The sequence below is a fragment of the Chryseobacterium sp. ZHDP1 genome, from assembly GCF_018603435.1.
Classification (GTDB): domain Bacteria; phylum Bacteroidota; class Bacteroidia; order Flavobacteriales; family Weeksellaceae; genus Chryseobacterium; species Chryseobacterium indicum.
On record NZ_CP075682.1, the window covers coordinates 2575740 to 2598517 of the forward strand.

Annotated in this window: 14 protein-coding genes; 11 read left to right on the forward strand and 3 right to left on the reverse strand. The window is 37.9% G+C overall.

What is annotated here, in order from left to right:
• Nucleotides 1–76 precede the first annotated feature (76 nt).
• From KKI44_RS11630 to KKI44_RS11680, 11 genes are all read left to right on the forward strand, one after another.
• Nucleotides 77–3433, forward strand: coding sequence for a T9SS type B sorting domain-containing protein (locus KKI44_RS11630; protein ID WP_250902058.1), 3357 nt, complete (start codon nt 77–79; stop codon nt 3431–3433).
• An 81-nt stretch (nt 3434–3514) separates the two neighbouring features.
• The gene (locus tag KKI44_RS11635) at nt 3515–6607 is read left to right on the forward strand and encodes a gliding motility-associated C-terminal domain-containing protein (protein WP_214587434.1); all 3093 of its coding nucleotides are present in this window, start codon (nt 3515–3517) and stop codon (nt 6605–6607) included.
• Between the two features lie 138 nt (nt 6608–6745).
• Nucleotides 6746–9838: a gliding motility-associated C-terminal domain-containing protein gene (locus KKI44_RS11640; RefSeq protein WP_214587435.1), complete on the forward strand. Its 3093-nt coding sequence runs from the start codon at nt 6746–6748 to the stop codon at nt 9836–9838.
• 139 nt (nt 9839–9977) lie between these two features.
• A complete protein-coding gene (locus KKI44_RS11645) occupies nt 9978–12797 on the forward strand; it encodes a T9SS type B sorting domain-containing protein (RefSeq protein WP_214587436.1) in 2820 nt (939 codons plus the stop codon).
• A 120-nt stretch (nt 12798–12917) separates the two neighbouring features.
• Entirely contained in the window at nt 12918–16319 is a 3402-nt protein-coding gene (locus KKI44_RS11650) for a T9SS type B sorting domain-containing protein (protein WP_214587437.1), read from the forward strand.
• 162 nt (nt 16320–16481) lie between these two features.
• Nucleotides 16482–17270: a hypothetical protein gene (locus tag KKI44_RS11655; RefSeq protein ID WP_214587438.1), complete on the forward strand. Its 789-nt coding sequence runs from the start codon at nt 16482–16484 to the stop codon at nt 17268–17270.
• A 208-nt stretch (nt 17271–17478) separates the two neighbouring features.
• Entirely contained in the window at nt 17479–18279 is an 801-nt protein-coding gene (locus tag KKI44_RS11660) for a DUF6759 domain-containing protein (RefSeq protein ID WP_214587439.1), read from the forward strand.
• Between the two features lie 70 nt (nt 18280–18349).
• Nucleotides 18350–19027: a tRNA (guanosine(46)-N7)-methyltransferase TrmB gene (trmB, locus tag KKI44_RS11665; RefSeq protein WP_214587440.1), complete on the forward strand. Its 678-nt coding sequence runs from the start codon at nt 18350–18352 to the stop codon at nt 19025–19027.
• A gap of 176 nt (nt 19028–19203) precedes the next feature.
• Nucleotides 19204–19848 carry a DUF6759 domain-containing protein gene (locus tag KKI44_RS11670; protein ID WP_214587441.1) on the forward strand — a complete coding sequence of 215 codons (645 nt, stop codon included), beginning with the start codon at nt 19204–19206 and terminating at the stop codon, nt 19846–19848.
• A gap of 29 nt (nt 19849–19877) precedes the next feature.
• Entirely contained in the window at nt 19878–20327 is a 450-nt protein-coding gene (locus KKI44_RS11675; protein WP_214587442.1) for a DUF6759 domain-containing protein, read from the forward strand.
• Nucleotides 20328–20441: 114 nt separating this feature from the next.
• Nucleotides 20442–20606 carry a bacteriocin-like protein gene (locus KKI44_RS11680; protein ID WP_214587443.1) on the forward strand — a complete coding sequence of 55 codons (165 nt, stop codon included), beginning with the start codon at nt 20442–20444 and terminating at the stop codon, nt 20604–20606.
• 66 nt (nt 20607–20672) lie between these two features.
• Here KKI44_RS11680 and rpsB read toward each other — a convergent pair whose 3' ends face one another.
• The 3 genes from rpsB to rplM all read right to left on the reverse strand — a co-directional run bounded on the left by rpsB (nt 20673) and on the right by rplM (nt 22489).
• Entirely contained in the window at nt 20673–21434 is a 762-nt protein-coding gene (rpsB, locus tag KKI44_RS11685; RefSeq protein WP_076396348.1) for a 30S ribosomal protein S2, read from the reverse strand.
• Between the two features lie 207 nt (nt 21435–21641).
• Complete coding sequence (gene rpsI, locus KKI44_RS11690) at nt 21642–22028, reverse strand: 30S ribosomal protein S9 (protein ID WP_072883409.1); 387 nt, start codon at nt 22026–22028, stop codon at nt 21642–21644.
• A 5-nt stretch (nt 22029–22033) separates the two neighbouring features.
• Nucleotides 22034–22489, reverse strand: a complete 456-nt coding sequence (gene rplM, locus KKI44_RS11695; RefSeq protein WP_027381190.1) for a 50S ribosomal protein L13 — start codon at nt 22487–22489, stop codon at nt 22034–22036.
• Between the last annotated feature and the right edge of the window lie 289 nt (nt 22490–22778).

Sequence of the window (22778 nt, forward strand, 5' to 3'; positions counted from 1 at the left end):
TTATAGAAATTACTAATTAAAATTTATATAAAAAATTGACTTTTAATACTTACATTTGCATCCCTTATTGAGAAATATGAAAAAACTTTTACTAACCATTTGTACATTTCTTTGTCTATTATTCAATGCACAGCTTGACACCGATCATTGGTTTGCTCCGATGGCTTCAAAGTCTGGAACAGGGAATCTTCAGGGATATTTATATTTATCCACCAATGAAACCACTCCCTTCAGCGTACAAATTTATAATAGCAATGCTCTTTATACCACAGTACAGGTTAGTAAAGGAAATCCCGCTCAGGTAAGTATTCCAAACAGTTTTTTAATCACTACTAATCCATCGGATTTATTTAGTCCGAATTCAATGGGAGTTTACCTGAAAGGAACGAAAAAATTCTTTGCCAATTATAGATTTTCGGTTCCCAATCACGCTGAAATTATTACCTCTAAAGGTTTAGCCGGATTAGGAAAAACGTTCTACGTAGGAATGGCACCTATTACCGGTGCTGCAACTTATGTAAACTCTACCATAGGAGTTACTGCTACGGAAGACAATACTTCGGTTGTGATATCAGGATATAATCCGAATGTTGTTTTCTCTGATGGCTCCTCAAGCCCTACAAAAACATTTACCTTAAATAAAGGAGAATCCTATATCGTAGATGCTTTAAGTACAGATTCGGCAGTGAATCTTGATGGGTTAATCGGGGCGAAAATACAATCTACGAAACCTATTTCTGTAACCAACGGAAATTTTAACGGAATTTATACCAATTTAAATTTTACCAACAACGATATCCTTATGGATCAGGCAGCCCCTACAGACAGACTGGGAAAAGAATTTGTTGTGGTAAAAGGAAACGGAACCGTAGTTTCCGAAATGGAAACAGCCCTGATTGTGGCAACACAAAACAATACCCAAATTACAATTAACGGTATTGCTACAGGCATTACACTGAATGAGGGACAGTATTATATGGTTCCAAGTAATAATTATATACAGCACGGAACCGGAGACAATTATAACATGAGCATTTCTGCCAATAATAACATCTATGTTTATCAGTTATTAGCAGGAGTTTCTTCTACAACAGGTGGCAATGAATACGCTACAGGAGGGATGAACTTTATTCCTCCGTTAAGCTGCTTTATGCCCAATAAAGTAGACGAAATAGGATTTATCAATCAAATCGGAAGTCAGACATTTAATACCCGCCTCAATATTATCACCCAGACTGGAGCAACCGTAACTTTAAACGGAAATCCGATTGCTACCGCTAACGGACCTTATCCTGTCAACGGAAATCCTAACTGGGTTACCTACACTGTTCCTAATATTACAGGAACTGTTACCGTAAATTCTACCAAATCTGTTACCGCAGGAATTGCTGCAGGGAGTGGCGCAGTGGGTTATGGAGGCTATTTTGCAGGATTTTCTTCTGTCCCTGTGATTTCAAAAACCGGAGATTGCTATCTCGGGATTTTATTACAGGTAGATAACACATACGACAATTACCAATGGTATCTGAATGGAAATTCTATTCCGGGAGCCACTTCATATTCCATCAATCCTGAATTATACGGCGCGGGAAACTATACCTGTATGGTTTCTAAAAATAATTGTGGTTCTCTGCTTACAGATCCGTATTCCTATACATTATGTCCTCCGATCACAACGACGACTTATAATATAGGATCATGCAATACAAAAGTGATTTCGCCTGTTTTTACTAATTCTACACAGGCTATTGTTCCGGGTAATACAAGCATTATTTTGGCTCCTACTTCCGGAACTGCAACTGTGAATTCTGCAACGGGGCAAATCACCTATACTCCCAATGCAGGACTTACAGCAGATACAACGGACAGTTTCATTTATTACATAGAAGGAAACGGAAGCCCTGCAAGTTTTGAATATTTTAAAATCATCATCAATACGGATGTTTTGCAGACCACAAATGCATCCTTAACTTCATGCGCAGATACCAACGGAAACGGGACTTTCAATTTAAACTCAGCCAGTGTAACACCGGATTCGGGAACTACAGTACAGTATTTCACCAATGCTGCATTAACAGGAACTCCCATTGCAGCACCGGGAAATTATTCGGGACCGGCAGGAACCATTTATGCAAATGTAACATCATCATACGGCTGCACAAAAGTCGCACAAATTACATTAACTACGACTCCGTCTCCAAATATTAACACAGGTAATTATAATGCGACCCTTTGTGATGATAATTTTGACGGTATCGTTAACGTGAATTTCCCAAGCATCACTCCTGTTATTGTGACCAATTCTGCAAACTTTAATGTAAGATATTATTTACTTCAGGCTGATGCAAATGCGGGTAATAACAATACACTTCCAGCAAACTGGACATATACAGCTAACACTACTGTTTATGTAAGAGTGGATGCACTTACAGGAAGCTGCCCTCAGGTTTTTGGTCAGATTAACTTTACTATCGGAAACAGAATTACTTTAATTACAGCAAATGCAGCAACAGATGTTTGTGATAGTGATCTTAGTGGTTCTGAAGCAGTAAATTTAAATGATTACAAAAACCTTTTTACGGCGAATGCAGGAGTAAGCCTTACGTTCTACTCTACATTGGCCAATGCACAGGCGGGAACCAATGCGATTTCACCAAACCAGAATATTTCTGCAACAAATACCTTTTACATCAGATTTACTTCCGCTACAGAATGTCCGAGTACGGGAGTTTTAACAATCAATTTAAAATCACCAAAAAAATCTACAAGACTTGCTGATAAAGTCATATGTCCTAATGATACAACAACATTAGACGCTGGTGCCGGATTTACTTCTTATTTATGGAGTACCGGAGCAACTACACAATCCATCATTGCCGGAGCGGGAAATTATTATGTGGATCTTGGATTTAACGGATGTGTATACAGACAGTATGTAAAGATTACCACAGCTGAATCTCCTTCTATTTCTAAAATTGAGGTTTCAGGGTATAATGCTACCGTTACCGTTACAGGGGGCACTCCTCCATATAAATATTCATTAAACGGAATTGATTATCAGACCTCTAATATTTTCACGGGTTTATCCAGAGGAATGCATACTGTTTATGTTGTAAGTGCAGACGGATGTTCACCGGTTATTAAAGAATTTTTAGTATTAAATCTTATCAATGCAATTACTCCAAACGGAGACGGGCTAAATGATGTGTTGGATTATTCAGATTTAAGAATTAAGCAAAATGTTTCAATAGAAGTTGTAGACCGTTACGGAGCTCCTGTATACAGATCTTCGGATAAAAATTACAGATGGGACGGCAAGATTAACGGAAGACCTCTGTCTACAGGAACATACTGGTATCTGCTAAAATGGATTGAACCCGATACAAAATTACCTGTTTCATACTCAGGATGGATTTTAATTAAGAATCATTAATAAATTTCAAACTTTCTTTTATTTTTCGTTAACATTTATTAAATATTATTTTAAATTTGTAGAAATCATAATTAATTGTATATGAGAAGATTTCTACTGTCTTTCGTATTAATATTTTGTACGATTAACGCGCTTTTTGCCCAAAGAGACACAGATCACTGGATCGCTCCGTTTTACACATCCGTTACCGGGTACACTAATGCAGTGTATCTTTCCACGGATTCTACCACTCCGTTTGATGTAAGAATATACAACAATAATAACCTGATCCAGACCGTTTCAGTTGCAAAAGGAGCACCTGTTTCTTATACTGTTCCCGCCAGTCTTATTAACGGAACAACAAGCACAGATGCTTTTACAGTGGGGACAAAAGGATTATATTTAAAAGGCGACAAGCCTTTTTACTGCACTTTACGATCTGCTCAGACCGCTCATGGTGAAATCATAACCTCGAAAGGCAAAGCAGGGATCGGGAAAAAATTCTATGTAGCGGCAACTCCCAGTACGGCAAACAGCTCCAGTAATAATTTCACTGCAGGAATTCTTGCCACAGAAGATAATACGTCGGTTACCGTATCATGGAATACCGCAGGTTTAGTTTTTATCGGAGGTACCCCCGGAGGAAACTCACAGACATTTACTCTGAATAAAGGGCAGTCTTATATTTTGGCAGGAAATCATTTAACTTCAGCCAATTTAAATGGATTTATCGGCGCCAAAGTGGTTTCAGACAAACCTGTAACCCTTACCAACGGAAATGCGAACGGAAATTTTGCAACAAACACTTCTGATGGTTCCGATTTAATTATGGATCAGTCTGTTCCGGTGGAAAGACTCGGAAATACTTTTGCCATGGTAAAAACCAAAGCAACCAATCCTACTTTGAATATGGAAGGAGGAATCATAATTGCGACAGAAGACAATACTGAAATATATATCAACGGTTCCACTACTGCTGTTGCCACAATTAATGAAGGGCAATGGTACAGAATCAATGAAACCAGCTATGTAGAACAAAATCCGGGAAGCGGACATTTTAATATGTTCATTTCCACTTCTAAAAATGTATATTTATATCAGTTCATAGGCATTCAGGGATTCTCTTACAATGGAGGATACAATTACATTCCACCGCTAAACTGTTTCCTTCCGAGAAAAATTGATGAGGTGGGAAAAATTAATGAAATGCCCGGCATCGCAACAAGCAATATTACTTTTTTAAAGCTTAATATTCTTACAGAAGCTGGAGCTGCTGTTACATACAGCATAGATGGCGGACCGGCAACCACTCCAACTGCTGCTCAGGGACCTTATCCTTTAACAGGAAACACAAACTGGGTAACCTATGCCATTGAAAATCCGACAGGAAACTTAACCATTAATTCAACAAAAGCTGTAACGGCAGGGATTAACGGAGGATATGGAACAGCGGGTTACGGAGGCTATTTCGCAGGATTCTCTTCTATTCCGATCATTGCGAAAAAAACCGGGGAATGCGTACCCGGAATTATCCTTGAAGTGGACGACAGCTATGAAACTTATCAGTGGTATCTGAACGGAAACCCGATTCCCGGAGCTACACAAAATGTGTACACGCCTACCGTAGCCGGAAATTATACCGTGAAAGTAACCATGGGAACATGCCTGCCGGTAACAACACCGATCTATAAAGTTTTTTCATGCGTAAAAAACACAACTGCTGCTCTTAATGCATGTGCTACGAAAGTCATTACTCCTGCTTTCTCGTTCACCACAACACAGACTCCCGTGGCAAGTACGGTAACTATTCTTACCTATCCTGCAAATGGTACAGCAACCGTAAACTCTTCGGGGCAGATTACCTACATTCCGAATCCCGGATATTTAGGTCCCGATACTATTGTTTACCAGTTCTGCGGAAATGCTCCCGAATTTATAGACTGTGAAAAGGTAACGTTAAATCTTACCGTAGTACCGTTCATTTTAACAGATACTACTATTAAAGCATGCCAGTACAACGGTAAAGGGTTCTTTGATCTTACTTCAGCCAATGTAACAACTTACACTCCGGTTGTGAAGAAGTTCTATCCTACCCTTGCCGATCTGAATGCAGCAACCAATGAAATTACAAACCCTGCCAGTTATCTTTCGGCAGCAGGAAATGTTTATGTAAAAGTAACCACCAATGAAGGTTGTACAGGAAATGCTAAAATTACTTTAGCCTATCTTCCGACTCCGGTGGTGATGGAAGCTACCATCAGCGAATGTTACCTTGAAAATAATGAAACAAAGGCTGCATTTAATCTTTCGCTTGCCAATGTTTCAGCCGAATCGCCGATTACCAAAAAGTACTATCCTACTTTTGTAGATGCAAGCAACGGAACCAATGAAATATTAAATCCTTTGGCGTATGTTTCAGGGAATACTTCGGTTTACATCAGGGTTTACAACTCAAACGGATGTTATGCTATTGCCAAAGTGAACCTCGTGGTGATTCCTCCGAAAAGATCAGCTGTTCTTGTGGATAAAATCATCTGTATCGATGGCAGAACAAATCTTGATGCAGGACCGGGTTATCAGTCCTATCTGTGGAGCACGGGAGCAACCACTCAGGTTTTATCGGGAGTTCCTGTTGGAGATTACTGGGTAATTCTTAAAGACAACGGATGCTCTGTAAAACAGTTCGTAAGTGTGAAAAAAGCGGTAGATCCTGTGATTTCAGAAATTGAAATTTCAAACAATACCGCAACGGTAAAAGTAACCGGAGGACAGGCGCCTTACAAATACGCTGTGGATTCTCCGGCAAACTGGCAGGATTCCAATGTATTCACAGGGCTTTCAAGAGGGCAGCATACTTTTTATGTGAAAGATGCATACAACTGTACCCCGATCTTTGTAGAAGTAACCGTACCGAATTTATTAAATGCCATCACGCCGAACGGTGATAATAAAAATGATTTCATCGATTACAGCGAGCTGGCTTACAAAGAAAATTTAAGCTTTGTGGTCTATGACAGATACGGAAATAAAATCTTTACAGGGAATAAATTCAATAATTACAAATGGGACGGTAAACATTTTGACAAGAAAATTGTGACGGGAACCTACTGGTACCACATCAACTGGAATGAACCCAACAAGGAAAAAACACCAATCAAATATTCAGGATGGATCCTTGTTAAAAATATTGACTAAAAGACTAAAAAGAAGAATTATTAAAGCCACGAATCTAAATCGTGGCTTTTTTATGTATTTATAAGTTTTTTTTTGAGAATATTATTAAGAACATATTAAATATTCTATTATTTTTGCAAGAATCCTAATTCTATAATTATGAATAAAATTCTACTGTCTTTTGTATTAATGTTTTTCAGCATTAGTACCATATTTGCACAGAGGGATACAGAGCACTGGATTGCACCTTATTATGCATCCACAACAGGATATACCAATGCCGTATATCTTTCTACTGACTCTACCACCCCGTTTGATGTGAAAATCTACAGCAACAATGCACTGCTTACTACTGTGACTATCAGCAAAGGAAATCCTCAAACGTATTCGGTTCCTCTTGTAAATATAACAGCTACAGCTACAACAGATGCTTTTACTGTAATCAATAAAGGGCTTTATCTGAAAGGTGATAAGCCATTTTACTGTACTCTAAGATCTGCTCAGACCGCTCATGGTGAAATTATTACTTCAAAAGGGAAGGCCGGAATCGGGAAACTGTTCTTCGCAGCCAATGCGCCTAATACCAGCGCAGGAACAGGCACTTCTAATAATTTCACGGCAGGTATTTTAGCAACGGAAGACAATACTCAGGTTACTGTTACATGGACAACTTCAGGAATTCAGTTCATAGGGGCTCCTTCAACTTTTACTGGAAATTCTCAAACTTTTACTTTAAATAAAGGACAGTCTTATATATTAGCAGGAAACAATGGTACCTCGGCAAACCTTACCGGATTCATCGGGGCAAAAGTTGTTTCGGATAAACCCATTAGTTTAACCAATGGTAGTGCAAACGGAAATTTCGGTGCAGGAACTTCTGGCGGTTCAGATTTAATTATGGACCAGTCTGTTCCTGTGGAAAGACTAGGGAATACTTTTGCCATGGTAAAAACAAGGTCTACTGCTCCGGCAGAAAATATGGAGGGCGGAATTGTAATTGCGACAGAAGACAACACACAGATATTTGTAAATGGCGGAACCACTCCGTTAGCGACAATCAATGCTGGAGAATGGTATCGAATCAATGAAACTAATTATGTTCAGCAGGGAACAAGCGGACATTTCAATATGCTGGTTTCCACTTCTAAAAATGTATATCTTTATCAATTGGTAGGGGTAGGTACAGCAAATAATACAGGAGGATACAATTATATTCCGCCGCTAAACTGTTTCCTTCCGAGAAAAATTGATGAGATCGGAAAGATCAACGAAATGCCTGGTATTTCAGGCATCACTTTAAAATTAAATATTTTAACAGAGACAGGAGCCGCAGTTACGTACAGTATTGATGGCGGACCCGCAACCACTCCAACTGCCGCTCAGGGACCTTATCCGTTAACAGGAAATACAAACTGGGTAACCTATGCTATTGATAACCCTACAGGAAATGTGACGGTAACCTCAACAAAAGCTGTAACAGCCGGAGTAAACGGAGGATACAGTACCGCAGGTTACGGTGGGTATTTTGCAGGATTCTCTTCAATTCCTTTAATTGCAAAACAGACAGGAGACTGTATTCCGGGGATTATCCTTGAAGTGGACGACAGCTATGAAACTTATCAGTGGTATCTGAACGGAAACCCGATTCCCGGAGCTACACAAAACGTCTACACGCCTACCGTAGCCGGAAATTATACCGTGAAAGTAACCATGGGAACATGCCCGCCGGTAACAACACCGATCTATAAAGTTTTTTCATGCGTAAAAAACACAACTGCTGCTCTTAATGCATGTGCTACGAAAGTCATTACTCCTGCTTTCTCGTTCACCACAACACAGACTCCCGTGGCAAGTACGGTGACTATTCTTACCTATCCTGCAAACGGTACAGCAACCGTAAACTCTTCTGGGCAGATTACCTACATTCCGAATCCCGGATATTTAGGTCCCGACACCATCGTTTACCAATTCTGCGGAAATGCTCCCGAATTTATAGACTGTGAAAAGGTAACGTTAAATCTTACCGTAGTACCGTTTATTTTAACAGATACTACTATCAAAGCATGCCAGTACAACGGTAAAGGGTTCTTTGATCTTACTTCAGCCAATGTAACAACTTACACTCCGGTTGTGAAGAAGTTCTATCCTACCCTTGCCGATCTGAATGCAGCAACCAACGAAATCACAAACCCTGCCAGTTATCTTTCGGCAGCAGGAAATGTTTATGTAAAAGTAACCACCAACGAAGGATGTACAGGAAATGCTAAAATTACTTTAGCCTATCTTCCGACTCCGGTGGTAATGGAAGCTACCATCAGCGAATGTTACCTTGAAAATAATGAAACAAAAGCTGCATTTAATCTTTCGCTTGCCAATGTTTCAGCCGAATCGCCGATTACCAAAAAGTATTATCCTACTTTTGTAGATGCAAGCAACGGAACCAATGAAATATTAAATCCTTTGGCATATGTTTCAGGGAATGCTTCGGTTTACATCAGGGTTTACAACTCAAACGGATGTTATGCTATTGCCAAAGTGAACCTCGTGGTGATTCCTCCGAAAAGATCAGCTGTTCTTGTGGATAAAATCATCTGTATCGATGGCAGAACAAATCTTGATGCAGGACCGGGTTATCAGTCCTATCTGTGGAGCACGGGAGCAACCACTCAGGTTTTATCGGGAGTTCCTGTTGGAGATTACTGGGTTATCCTTAAAGACAACGGATGTTCTGTAAAACAGTTTGTAAGCGTGAAAAAAGCGGTGGATCCTGTGATTTCAGAAATCGAAATTTCAAACAATACCGCAACGGTAAAGGTGACAGGAGGACAGGCGCCTTACAAATACGCTGTCGATTCTCCAGCAAACTGGCAGGATTCCAACGTATTCACAGGGCTTTCAAGAGGACAGCATACTTTTTATGTGAAAGATGCATACAACTGTACCCCGATCTTTGTAGAAGTAACCGTACCGAATTTATTAAATGCCATCACGCCGAACGGTGATAATAAAAATGATTTCATCGATTACAGCGAGCTTGCTTACAAAGAAAATTTAAGTTTCGTGGTCTATGACAGATACGGAAATAAAATCTTTACAGGAAATAAATTCAATAATTACAAGTGGGACGGTAAACATTTTGACAAGAAAATTGTGACGGGAACCTACTGGTACCACATCAACTGGAATGAACCCAACAAGGAAAAAACACCAATCAAATATTCAGGATGGATCCTTGTAAAAAATATTGACTAAAAGACTAAAAAAAAGAATTATTAAAGCCACGAATCTAAATCGTGGCTTTTTTATGACATAATGTTATCATTTAACAAATATAATTTGAAGGTATAACAGAAAATTCCGTTATTTTTGCACGAATCCTAATTCTATAATTATGAATAAAATTCTACTGTCTTTTGTATTAATGTTTTTCAGCATTAGTACCATATTTGCACAGAGGGATACTGAGCACTGGATTGCGCCTTATTATGCATCCACAACAGGATATACCAATGCCGTATATCTTTCTACTGACTCTACCACCCCGTTTGATGTGAAAATCTACAGCAACAATGCACTGCTTACTACTGTGACCATCAGCAAAGGAAATCCTCAAACGTATACAGTGACCGCAAATCTTATTTCCGCAACAACTCCATCGGAAGCCCTTCAGGTCATTACAAAAGGATTGTACTTAAAAGGCGACAAACCTTTTTACTGTACTTTAAGATCCGCCCAGACTTCTCACGGAGAAATTATTACTTCTAAAGGGAAGGCCGGAATCGGGAAACTATTCTTTGTAGCTAATCCTCCCAATACAAACGCAGGGACGGGTACTTCTAATAATTTCACGGCAGGTATTTTAGCAACGGAAGACAATACTCAGGTTACTGTTACATGGAATACTTCCGGACTGGTATTTTTAGGGGGAACTCCTTCCGGAGCCAACTCACAGTCATTCACACTGAACAAAGGTCAGTCTTACATTATGGCCGGAAACAATGGTACCTCGGCAAACTTTACCGGATTCATCGGGGCAAAAGTAGTTTCGAACAAACCCATCACATTAACCAACGGAAGTGCAAACGGAAATTTCGGAGCATTAAGTTCAAGCGGTTCAGATTTAATTATGGACCAGTCTGTTCCTGTGGAAAGACTCGGGAATACCTTTGCCATGGTAAAGACAAGGTCTACCGCTCCGGCAGAAAACATGGAGGGTGGAATTGTAATTGCGACAGAAGACAATACACAGATTTTCATTAACGGAGCTACCGCTCCTATTGCCACAATCAATGCAGGAGAATGGTACAGAATTAATGAAACAAACTACATCCAGCAAGGAGGTGCAAGCGGACACTTTAATATGTTTATTTCTACTTCCAAAAATGTATATTTATATCAATTGGTGGGTGTAGGAACGGAAAATAATACTGGAGGATACAATTATATCCCGCCGTTAAACTGTTTCCTTCCGAGAAAAATTGATGAGATCGGAAAGATCAACGAAATGCCTAGTGTTTCCGGAGTAACCTTAAAGCTTAATATTCTTACAGAAGCCGGAGCTGCTGTTACGGTGAATGGAGCCACTCCAACTGCTGCTCAGGGACCTTATCCGTTAACAGGAAATACGAACTGGGTAACTTATGCTATTACAGGAATTACAGGAAATGTGACGGTAACCTCAACAAAAGCTGTAACAGCCGGAGTAAACGGAGGATACAGTACGGCAGGTTACGGAGGATATTTCGCCGGATTCTCTTCTATCCCTTTAATTACAAAACAGACGGGAGACTGTATTCCCGGACTTGTTCTTGAAGTGGACGACAGTTATGAAACCTACCAATGGTTCCTAAACGGGAATCCTATTCCCGGAGCCAATTCGAATAGCTATACTCCGACAGTAGCGGGAAATTATACGGTAAGAATTACTGTGGGATCATGCGTTCCTGCCATCACTCCGGTTTATAAAGTGTATACATGTCTTCAGAAATCCACAAAAGCTCTTACAGTTTGCGAAGGCTTCCAGGCAGTGGTTCCGTCTTTTACAAATTCTACTCAGACTTACGTCCCGAGCACCGTAACAATTGTTACTCCTCCAACAAATGGTTCTGCGGTTATTGATCCGAACGGAGTCATCATTTATACACCTAATTTCGGTTTTACGGGTATAGATACTATTGTTTATAAATTCTGTGGAAATGATCCTGATTTTACAGATTGTGAGCAGGTAACTTTAACGTTAACTGTTTCTGCAAGTCCTACAGTAACGGATGCAACACTGAGATCATGTTTTATTCCGTCTAATCCTGCTACGGCATTATTTGACCTTACAACGGCTCTTGTATCTACCACTACAGGAATTACAAAAAAATATTATCCTTCTTTAACGGATGCACAGCTCGGAACCAATGAAATCATTAATCCGGCGAACTATATTGCACCAAACGGAGTCGTTTTCGTAAAAGTAAGCAACGCAAACGGATGTTTCAGAATTGCCAAAGTTACATTAATTGTTCTCCCTCCGGTTTACTCCAGTATTTTGCAGGATAAAATTATCTGTATTGAAAATAAAACAACGCTAGATGCAGGTCCCGGATTTACTGCCTATTTATGGAGTACAGGAGCAACTACACAGTCGATCAGCAATGTCACTACAGGAACTTACTGGGTAGATCTTAAAACCGGAAATTGCGTAACAAGACAGACGGTAAAAGTATACGCCTCAGAACAGCCTGTTATTTCAAACATTGATATTTCAAACAATACCGTTACGGTAAATGTATTGGGAGGAACTGCTCCTTACCAATATTCAATAGATAATATTCACTGGCAGGATTCTAATGTACTTACAAATGTTCCGAGAGGAAATAATACGTTCTACGTAAAGGATTCTTATAACTGTTCTCCAATGCAGGTAGAGGTTACCGTACCTAATCTTATTAACGTAATTACGCCAAACGGAGATGGTGTAAACGATATGATTGATTATTCCGCGTTAGGAAACAAGAAAAACCTTGTGTTCAATATTTACGACAGATACGGAGCAAAAATGCATCAGGGAAATAAAGAAAACGGATATAAATGGGATGGCGCAGTGGGCGGCAAAAAAGTACCTACAGGAAACTATTGGTACGATGTAAGCTGGAACGAGCCAAACGGTAAGCAGACTCCGATTAAATATTCCGGATGGATTCTAGTGAAAAACAGAAATTAATTTTAAATATTCTTTAAAAAATATTCTCCGAAAAAACCATGATTTGATATCATGGTTTTTTTATTTTTTTTAGTTCAGAAAGCTTTTTATTATTAAATTTGTGTTAAAGGCTATACCTGAATGAAGAAAATTCTATCTTTTCTATTTTTAATTCTGTTTTTCACCTCTACACTTGCACAATTGGATAGAGAACACTGGTTTGCGCCCATGGTAGACCGTACAGGAAATTCAAATCCCAATCAGAAATTATATCTTTCTACTAACCGTACTACGCCTTTTCCGGTAGAAATTTATAACAACAATACTTTAATTGCCACGGCAACAATCAGCAAAGGAAATCCTCAAAAAGTTGATATTTTAAGAGATTATATTATTACATCCCAGCAGACAGATCTTTTTACCCCAACAACCAAAGGACTTTATGTAAAAGCAGAATTTCCTTTCTACGCCAACCTAAGATTTTCGGTATTTAATCATGCTGAAATTATTACTTCAAAAGGAATTCCTTCCACCGGAAAAACTTTTTATGCAGCCAATGCACCAATCTCCGTGAGTAATTCAATCCTGAATTTTATGACGAGTGTTCTGGCAACTGAAGACAATACTACGGTTACCATAACAGGGTACAAACCCACCGTACAGTTTTCAAACGGAACCACCGGAGCAACAAACCCTACGATTACTTTCAATTTAAATAAAGGACAATCTTACATCATCGACGGAATCGGAAATATTACAGGAAACTTTGACGGATTTATCGGTGCCAAAATTACAGCCAATAAAAACATCAACGTCACCAATGGAAATTTCAATGGACAATATGCAGGAAATTATCCTCAGAGTTCTGATATTCTCATGGATCAGTCAGTTCCGGTAGACCGCTTAGGAAATGAATTCGCTTTGGTAAAAGGCAACGGAAGTATAGGATCAAACATGGAAGGTGCTTTGGTAATTGCCACCGAAGACAATACGGAAATCCGTGTGAATAACGAAGTTGTTCCTGTTGCTACTTTAAACACAGGGCAATATTTTATGATTCCTGATTCCAAATATCAGCTTCAGGGGAGCGGACATTATAATTTATACATTAAAACAACCAAGAACGTCTATATTTATCAGGTTCTTGCGGGTGCGAGTACCGCAGGAAATGAAGTGGCAACAGGCGGATTCAATTTTATTCCTGCTCTGAACTGTTACTTACCGAAACAGATTAACGAACTTGGATTAATTGATGAAAACTTTGTGTATTCCAACGGGAATCCGAATGGTATTTTAAATGTTCCCACAAAATTAAATCTCATCACAGAAAGAGGTGCAGTAGTTACCGTAAATGGAGTTACACCCCCGATTTCAACAGGTCCTTTCAATATGACGGGAACTCTTAACTGGGTAACTTACGGCATTCCGAATACCGCAGGAACAGTAACCGTTGTTTCGTCTAAAGCGATAACAGCGGGAATTAATGCGGGAAGTGATGCAGTAGGATATGGCGGTTTTTTTGCTGGATTTCCCACGCAGCCTGTAATTTTAAAATCCGGTGGAGACTGTGCTCCGGGAATTGTACTTACGGTAGATCCTGTAATTTATGACACCTATCAATGGTATGTCGGCGGAGTTTTAATTCCGGGAGCTACAGGAGCTTCTTACTCGCCCACTCAGTCCGGTTATTATACCTGCTCGGTAACAATGGGAAGCTGCGCCCCTTTAATTACTGCACAATACAAAGTACAGAACTGTACAAAATTGTCTAACGCGGTTTACGATGTTTGTACAACAAAAACAATTACTCCCGCATTTACCAGTTCTACCCAGACTCCGGTTCCTTCCACGGTTGCTGTGCTTACGGCTCCAACCTTAGGAACGGCGACAGTAAATGCAACCACAGGAATCATCACGTATACCGTTACTAATCCCGGAACTGCAGGAACAGATACATTTACTTATACATTTTGTGGAAACAATCCTGACTTTCCAGACTGTGAAACGGTAACTGTTACTATCAACATTCAGGCTTTAACGGTTAATAATGTAACATTAAAAGTCTGTGATAACGGTTCCGGACAGGGAGTATTTAATTTAACAACAGCAAATATTACCAGTAATTCTCCGGTAACGATTACCTATTATACGAATCTGTTGGATGCCCAGAACGAAACCCCGGGAACAGCAATTACCAATACGACTTCTTACACTGCCGCAAACGGAACTATTGTTTATGCTGTGGTAAAAAATAATCTTGGATGTAAAGCAATAGCTCAGATTACACTTAATCTTTATCCTTTCGCAAACGTTGTTAACAATTATACAGGGACTTTTTGTGATGATAATCTGGACGGCGTAGTAAATGTAATTCTGCCTAACATCACCCCTCTTGTTTTAAACAATCCGACTTATTTTACGAATGTAAGATATTACGCCAACCTAACGGATGCCAACGCCGGAAACACGAATACTTTACCCAATAACTGGTCTTATACAACAACCACTACAATTTATATAAGAGTGGATTCTCCGGACGGCTGTCCTCCTGTTGTGAAGCCGCTTGTTTTCGTTATTGGAAATAAAATTCCTTTAATTAAAACCACGCATGCTGTTACGATGTGTGATGATAATCTGGACGGAACTAAAATTATTGACCTGATGCCATATATCAGTCAGTTTACAACAGATCCGTCTATTACAGTAACTTTTCATCCTACGCTTCCGGATGCTCAAAATAATACGGCACAGATCGTAAATCCAATGAATTTATCAGGAACTCAGACGATTTTTATAAGATTTGAGAAATCCGGAGTATGCCCTAATATTGCTTCAATCACTGTAACGGTAAAAACTCCGAAATCTTCACTGATTCTGAAAGATAAAATAATCTGTCCTAAAACATTTACCACTTTAGATGCAGGACCGGGATTCGACAGTTACTTATGGAGTACAGGAGCTACAACATCATCTATAAGCAATGTTGCACCTGGAAATTATTGGGTAGACCTTACTGCAGAAGGCTGTACTTACAGACAAAGCGTAACCGTTGCAGAATCTTCCCTTCCTGTTATCACAATGATTGAAATTAATGGAAGTACAGTTACAATAGGAGCAAGTGGCGGAACTCCGCCTTATGAATATTCTCTGGACGGTGTAAACTGGCAGAGTTCAAATGTTTTCATGAATGTGCCGAGAGGAAATCATATTCTCCACATTCGGGATACAAATCGATGTGAAGAAGTCACAAGACCTTTTGTTATTATAAATCTTATCAATACGATTACACCCAACCTTGACGGCTACAATGATGCGATAAATTATTCTGACCTGATGAATTATGACAATGTAATTTTCCGAATTTTCGACCGATATGGTGCAGAAGTATTTCGTGGAGCACCGTCCAATAAGTTTACATGGGACGGAAAAATCGGAGGAAGACATGTAAATACAGCTACATATTGGTATTTCATCAGCTGGACAGAATTTGGGGGTACCACAACCGTAAAATATACGAGCTGGCTTTTGGTAAAGAATTATTAAATTAGTCGAAGAATCCGTAAGAGTTTTCACACATTTTAAATTTATAAGCATACTTCTAACATTCATTAACAATTCCGAATTAAAGTTTAATATAACTTTAACCTGTTTTCACTACTAAAATAGGTATAGCCTGTTGGTTTTCTGCGTAATTTTGCGGTATATATGAAGAAGCTATTCACTCTGCTGCTTTTAGTTTTTCTGGCAAAAATTAATGCACAAACATACTCCGGAGAAGTTTTTCTAAGAGATAATTCAGTTTTATATCTAAACCAGATGTATGTTACGAATCTTACCACACTGAAAACTGTTTTAAGTGATTATAATGGTGATTTTTCTATTTCTGCCAATCCGGGCGATGTCATCCGCTTCACTTCCATTATTACTGAGCGAAAAGATATTAAACTTACTCCTGAAATGATGGATCAGAAAAATCTGGTTGAGCTGAAGGTGGCGTACCATGATATTCAGGAGGTTGTAATCAGCCGTTTTAAGCCTACCGGAAATTTACGGTATGATGTTAATTCTATAAGAAAAGAAGATAAGGCCTTAGCGATTAAAAAAGTAATTGGTCTTCCGGAGCCTAAAGGAGACGGAACTCCGCCACAACTTCCTGTTGCTGGTCTGCGGGACGGCGGACTTACCTTCAGCCTGGAAAGTATTTATGATATTTTATCCGGAGAAAGAAAGAAAAAGCAGCGTTATGTAGCCTATGAAAGAATGAATAATTCTGTAACGCAGATTAAAAATTATTTAGGGAAAGATTACTTCACAAAATTCAAAATTCCTGAAAACCTAATAGATAATTTCCTGCAGTTTGTCTATAGTTCAGAAAATATAGAACCTTACGTTATTGCCGGAAATTTTGATGCAATAAAAATCCCGATAGAAAAATATCTTCCGATTTACCAAAGACGATTAAGAAATTCTCATCTTCAGGATGTCCTGAAATAAAATTTCATATCATACAAACAAAAAATATGTACATTTTCCAACCGGGATGTACATTTTTTTGTTTTACTTAAAATTATTTTTAAATTTAGAAAAAATTGAATGTTCATTACGATTGAAGTAATTTGCCCTGCAATTTTGAATACTAATACCCTAAAAATAAATCAATTAAACGAGAAAAATATTTACTTTTACACTTTAATACCAGTGAATGAAAAAGCTATTTATTTTTTTTAGTATGACTCTGTGCATCATTCTTTCTGCTCAGTCGAAAGGGAAAGATTACAGTGAAATTTTAAAAAGTAAAAATATTTACGAAATTAATGCTTTCCTGAGGGATGCCCATCCTGATGATCCGCGGAGATCTGTCCTGAAACCCCGCGTGATGGAAATGATGAAAGAATACATAAAAAACGCACAGCCCGGAGACCAGAAAGTAAAGCAAATGCAGGACTGGCTTGCCATGCTGAAGAGAAGACCTTCTACCAAAATATCTTTCGATGAGATGAATGCCATCATCAAACAAAAACAGATTGCAAAATATCAGAAAGAACTGCAGGTTGGACAATCTGCTGTAGTTTATACACCAAGCAATCCAAAAAACGTTTATATCGCTCCTGCTTTTTCTGCTACACCATCTGTAAACCCGAAACCTGCTGAAGCAATTCCTGATACGGAAGCTTCAGAATTTAATATGCTTATGGCAGAAAATCCGGCAGAGCATAAAAATAAGACCGTAAAGATCCTGAATTCTCTTTTTGATAACGATCCCAATGCGAAAGAATGTATCGTGATGATAGAGAATAAATCCGACTGTAATATTATTGTACGTATGGAAGGAATCGGCACTACAAAATACAGACTTCCTGTGCCTTCGCACGGAGACAATTCGATTGTGATACAGAAAGGCGATTATCTTTTTACAAGTATAGTATGCGGAGCCCAGTATGCATCCCAGAAAACGATTCAGAAACCTTTAATGGTGGCTTTGGGAAGTTCTGCCAGAAAATAATCTTTTTCAGATTTAAAAATGAAGCATTTGCTTAAAATTCGCTATTTTTGCAGGATTTTATAAATTTCTCATGGGTAAAAATAAATTAGCAAGATTCGCAGAAAACAAAATATTACCAAACGTTATTCAGCCAACAAGAGAAGATGCTTTAAACGGGTTCGATCTTAAAGGAAAATGGAGAACGGATTTCTTTAAAAACGACAATCCTATCGTTTTGGAATTGGGTTGTGGAAAAGGTGAATATTCGGTGGGGCTTGCAAAAACATTTCCAGAGAAGAATTTTATCGGAGTTGATATTAAAGGGGCAAGATTCTGGTTCGGCGCTAAAGAAGCCGTAGAAAACGGCATGAAGAATGTAGCATTCTTAAGAACACAAATTGAGCTTGTAGACTATTTTTTTGCAGAAAATGAGGTTGATGAAATCTGGATTACTTTCCCTGATCCGCAGATTAAGTACAAAAGAACCAAACATAGGTTAACTCACCCCGATTTTTTAGACAGATATAAAAAGTTTCTGAAACCCGGCGGCATTGTTCATCTGAAAACAGATTCGGAATTTCTTCACGGATATACTTTAGGATTTTTGCAGGGAGCAGGTTATGAAATCATTACTGCTCATCACGATATATACGGAGCCTTGGAATATGATCCGAATACTCCGCATTTGAGAGATATAAAAACCTATTACGAGGAACTTTTCTCAGCAAAAGGAAAAACAATAACATATATTAAATTCAGGATTAATTAAACAAAAAAGATGATGAAAAAAGACATTATTATTTCGAAAAACACTTTATAAAATCTGATTTATCTTTACATTTTTACGTAAATAAATTACTTGAAAATTATTAAGGCTGCAGACTTCTGCATCCTTTTACCACTGTATAAAAACACAAAAATTATTCAAAAAGAATAAGATAAATCATGAAAAAAATTCTGTTGGTAATTTCAACAACACTTCTCGTGTGCTGCAATTCAGCAAGCGTACAAAACCATTCGCAAAATATATTAGAAAGTAAAAATATTGCTGAAATTGAAAACTACCTGAAAACAGCTCATCCCGATGATCCCAAAAGGAGCGTACTAAAATCCAAACTGATTGCTTTAAAAAACTCGGAATGGACTAAAGGAAAGAAAGATGCCAAACCAATGACTGCAAGACCTATTATTTCCGAGATTTCTAATAACTTAATGAGAAACTCTAATGCAGCGGAAACAGAAGAATTTAAACGTCTGATTGCCTCGACCCCGGCTGAACATAAAGATAAAACCGTAAAACTGCTTAATGCGATGTTTAATGAAGATATCAGCAGCAAAGAAGTTATTCTTTTGTTTAAAAATAATTCAGACTGCAATATTGTTTTAAGAATTCAGGGAAAGGATTTTTATAATTTGGCAGTTCCGGCGAAAGGTGAAAACTCCATTGTTATCAATAAAGGAAATTATACACTTACAAGTCATGTTTGTGATGTTTTATATTCTTCTCAGAAAGACATCAGGAAAAGTATTTTTTTAACCATTAATAATCCGGTACAAACTGAAAATAAAGCAATGTTGGGAAGCAAGTAATTTTTAAATTTACACTAAGAAAATTTCGTATGAAAAAATTTTTCCCTTCAGTTTTTATTATTCTTGTTTTAAGCAGTTGTGAAGCCACCCATTACAGAACGACAAACAATTCTGTGAAGAGTACGCCGCCTACTTCTGCAGGTGTGCGGAATCCATCTGCTAATCAGACTGAATTAGAATATCAGACTTTAATAAAAACATATAAATCGGAAACAGCAGCCGTTCTAACAGATCTTCTAAATGGTTCGGAAGACAGCCCGAATACTTCGATTACAGTTGAAAATAATTCGCGCTGTAATATGGTTCTTACGATCAGCGGTAACAATTATTTCAAGAAAATTCCGATTGGCGCCAATAAAATAGGTTCTGCAATGGTTCCGAAAAACCAAAACTACAATATTTCTGGAATGGTTTGTAATTCAGTTTACAATAAAACAAAGTTCATCAGTTCATCTTATAATGTGAAGGTTTCTAATTAGCAAAAAATATTTTATCAAAAAAATAGTGACATATTAAATTATTCATTACATTTGAAAAAGATCATTGCGGAATCCGAAAAGCATACAGAGTAGGAAAATTACAAATTAAGAACTATGAAAAATTTGAAAAAAGTTTCAAGAAAAGAATTGAGAACAATTAAAGGAGGTTATAGAAAATGTAGTGACGGCTGTAATGAAGAAACTGAAATATGCTGTGCAGGAGTATGCAGAATAGGTGTAGATAATCCAAATTTCCCAGGAATGCTTGTTTGCCCTTAATAGACATAAACAAAAAAACGTCGAATCTAAGATTCGACGTTTTTCTATAGTAAAGAAAACCTTTAATTATTCAGCATCAAAGTCAGCATCTTTATCAGCAGATACTACTTCTCCTTCTTCTTTAGATTTTTCTTTATCAGCTTTTCTCTGAGACTGACCTTCTTTGATAGATTCAGAAACTACGCTAAGAATCATATCGATAGATTTAGAAGCATCATCGTTTCCTGGGATAACGAAATCTACTTTTCTTGGGTCAGAGTTGGTATCAACAATACCGAAAACCGGAATACCTAATTTCTTAGCTTCAGTTACCGCGATGTGTTCTCTCATGATATCTACTACGAATACAGCAGATGGAAGTCTCACCATGTCTGCGATAGAACCTAAGTTCTTCTCAAGGTTAGCTCTTTGTCTGTCTACCTGTAATCTTTCTTTTTTAGATAAAGTTTCGAACGTTCCATCTTTTTTCATTTTGTCGATAGAGTTCATTTTTTTAACAGCCTTTCTGATAGTAACAAAGTTTGTTAACATACCTCCCGGCCATCTTTCTGTAATATAAGGCATATTAAGTTCAGAAGCGTGTTTTGCAACAACTTCTTTCGCCTGCTTCTTAGTAGCTACGAAAAGAACTTTTTTGCCTGCAGAAGTTAATTTTTCTAAAGCGTTACAAGCTTCATCCAATTTAACAGCTGTTTTATGTAAGTCTACAATGTGAATACCATTTTTCTCCATAAAAATGTATGGAGCCATATTTGGATTCCACTTTCTAGTCATGTGACCGAAGTGTACACCAGCCTCTAGAAGGTCTTTTACATTTGCTTTTGCCATGTTTTTTGTTTTTGTTAGTTTACTTTCCGTCTTTTAAACAATCAACAACTTCTTTAGATGGGAGAAGCGTTTGGATGCTAAACGTAACGGGCAATTGGCGTTTTGCTTTTTGCTTGTGGCAATTGGCTTTTCGCCGAGATTAAGTTTAAATAAAAATTAATACATTTCTGTAGCAAACAACCATAAGCCATTCGCCAACAGCAAATCTTAACGTTTTGAGAATTGGAATCTCTTTCTTGCTTTTTTCTGACCTGGCTTCTTTCTTTCCACCATTCTTGCGTCTCTTGTAAGTAAACCAGCAGGCTTCAATGCTAATCTGAACTCAGCGTTGATTTCGCATAAAGCTCTTGAAATACCTAATCTGATAGCTTCTGCCTGACCTGTATTTCCACCACCGAATACGTTTACGGTAACGTCATACTGACCAACAGTTTCAGAAAGGATAAATGGTTGGTTTAATTTGTAAACCATTACATCTGTAGAGAAGTATTCTTTAGCATCTTTACCGTTTACTGTAATGTTACCAGTTCCTGGCTTTACATAAACTCTTGCTACAGAAGTTTTTCTTCTTCCGATTTTGTGAACTGTAGACATATTAATTATTTAAATTCGTTAACATTAATTGTTTTAGGCTGTTGAGCTTCATGTTTGTGCTCAGTTCCTTCATATAAGTAAAGATTCTTAAGGATCGCAGCTCCAAGTCTGTTTTTAGGCAACATTCCTTTTACTGATTTTTCCAATACTTTTAAAGAATCTTTCTTTTGAAGTTCAGCCGCAGTCATAGACTTCTGTCCTCCAGGGTAACCTGTATGCCAGATATAAGTCTTGTCGTTCCACTTGTTTCCGGAAAGAGTTACTTTCCCAGCGTTCAAAACGATTACGTTATCACCACAATCTACGTGAGGTGTGTAGTTCGTTTTGTGCTTACCTCTCAAAATCTTTGCAACCGTAGAAGCTAGTCTTCCCAACGGTTGTCCTTCAGCGTCTACCACAACCCATTCTTTATTAGCAGTAGCTTTGTTCGCTGAAACAGTTTTGTAACTTAATGTATTCACACGTTTTAGTTAAAGATTAAACATAATTTTCCCCTAAAAGGGTGTGCAAAGGTACAAATTATTTTTAGAATGCAAAAACATATTTTATTTTAATAGGCTGATTATCTGTTCAACGCTAACAGAATGATAAAGTTAACAGCTGTAAATTGACTCTTTCGCTAAAGAATAAAGAATTAATAAATAACATGATAAATTCAGCAATAACCCTAAATTTCAAATTTATTTAAAGATAAATATTAATTAAATTTAATATTTTCCTCAAAAACATATCGATTTGATTATTTAATTT

Bases quoted from the DNA above. Each gene is read 5' to 3' on its own strand.
- KKI44_RS11630 (WP_250902058.1), top strand. From the start codon at position 77: ATGAAAAAACTTTTACTAACCATTTGTACATTTCTTTGTCTATTATTC.
- KKI44_RS11635 (WP_214587434.1), top strand. From the start codon at position 3,515: ATGAGAAGATTTCTACTGTCTTTCGTATTAATATTTTGTACGATTAAC.
- KKI44_RS11640 (WP_214587435.1), top strand. From the start codon at position 6,746: ATGAATAAAATTCTACTGTCTTTTGTATTAATGTTTTTCAGCATTAGT.
- KKI44_RS11645 (WP_214587436.1), top strand. From the start codon at position 9,978: ATGAATAAAATTCTACTGTCTTTTGTATTAATGTTTTTCAGCATTAGT.
- KKI44_RS11650 (WP_214587437.1), top strand. From the start codon at position 12,918: ATGAAGAAAATTCTATCTTTTCTATTTTTAATTCTGTTTTTCACCTCT.
- KKI44_RS11655 (WP_214587438.1), top strand. From the start codon at position 16,482: ATGAAGAAGCTATTCACTCTGCTGCTTTTAGTTTTTCTGGCAAAAATT.
- KKI44_RS11660 (WP_214587439.1), top strand. From the start codon at position 17,479: ATGAAAAAGCTATTTATTTTTTTTAGTATGACTCTGTGCATCATTCTT.
- trmB (WP_214587440.1), top strand. From the start codon at position 18,350: ATGGGTAAAAATAAATTAGCAAGATTCGCAGAAAACAAAATATTACCA.
- KKI44_RS11670 (WP_214587441.1), top strand. From the start codon at position 19,204: ATGAAAAAAATTCTGTTGGTAATTTCAACAACACTTCTCGTGTGCTGC.
- KKI44_RS11675 (WP_214587442.1), top strand. From the start codon at position 19,878: ATGAAAAAATTTTTCCCTTCAGTTTTTATTATTCTTGTTTTAAGCAGT.
- KKI44_RS11680 (WP_214587443.1), top strand. From the start codon at position 20,442: ATGAAAAATTTGAAAAAAGTTTCAAGAAAAGAATTGAGAACAATTAAA.
- rpsB (WP_076396348.1), bottom strand. From the start codon at position 21,434: ATGGCAAAAGCAAATGTAAAAGACCTTCTAGAGGCTGGTGTACACTTC.
- rpsI (WP_072883409.1), bottom strand. From the start codon at position 22,028: ATGTCTACAGTTCACAAAATCGGAAGAAGAAAAACTTCTGTAGCAAGA.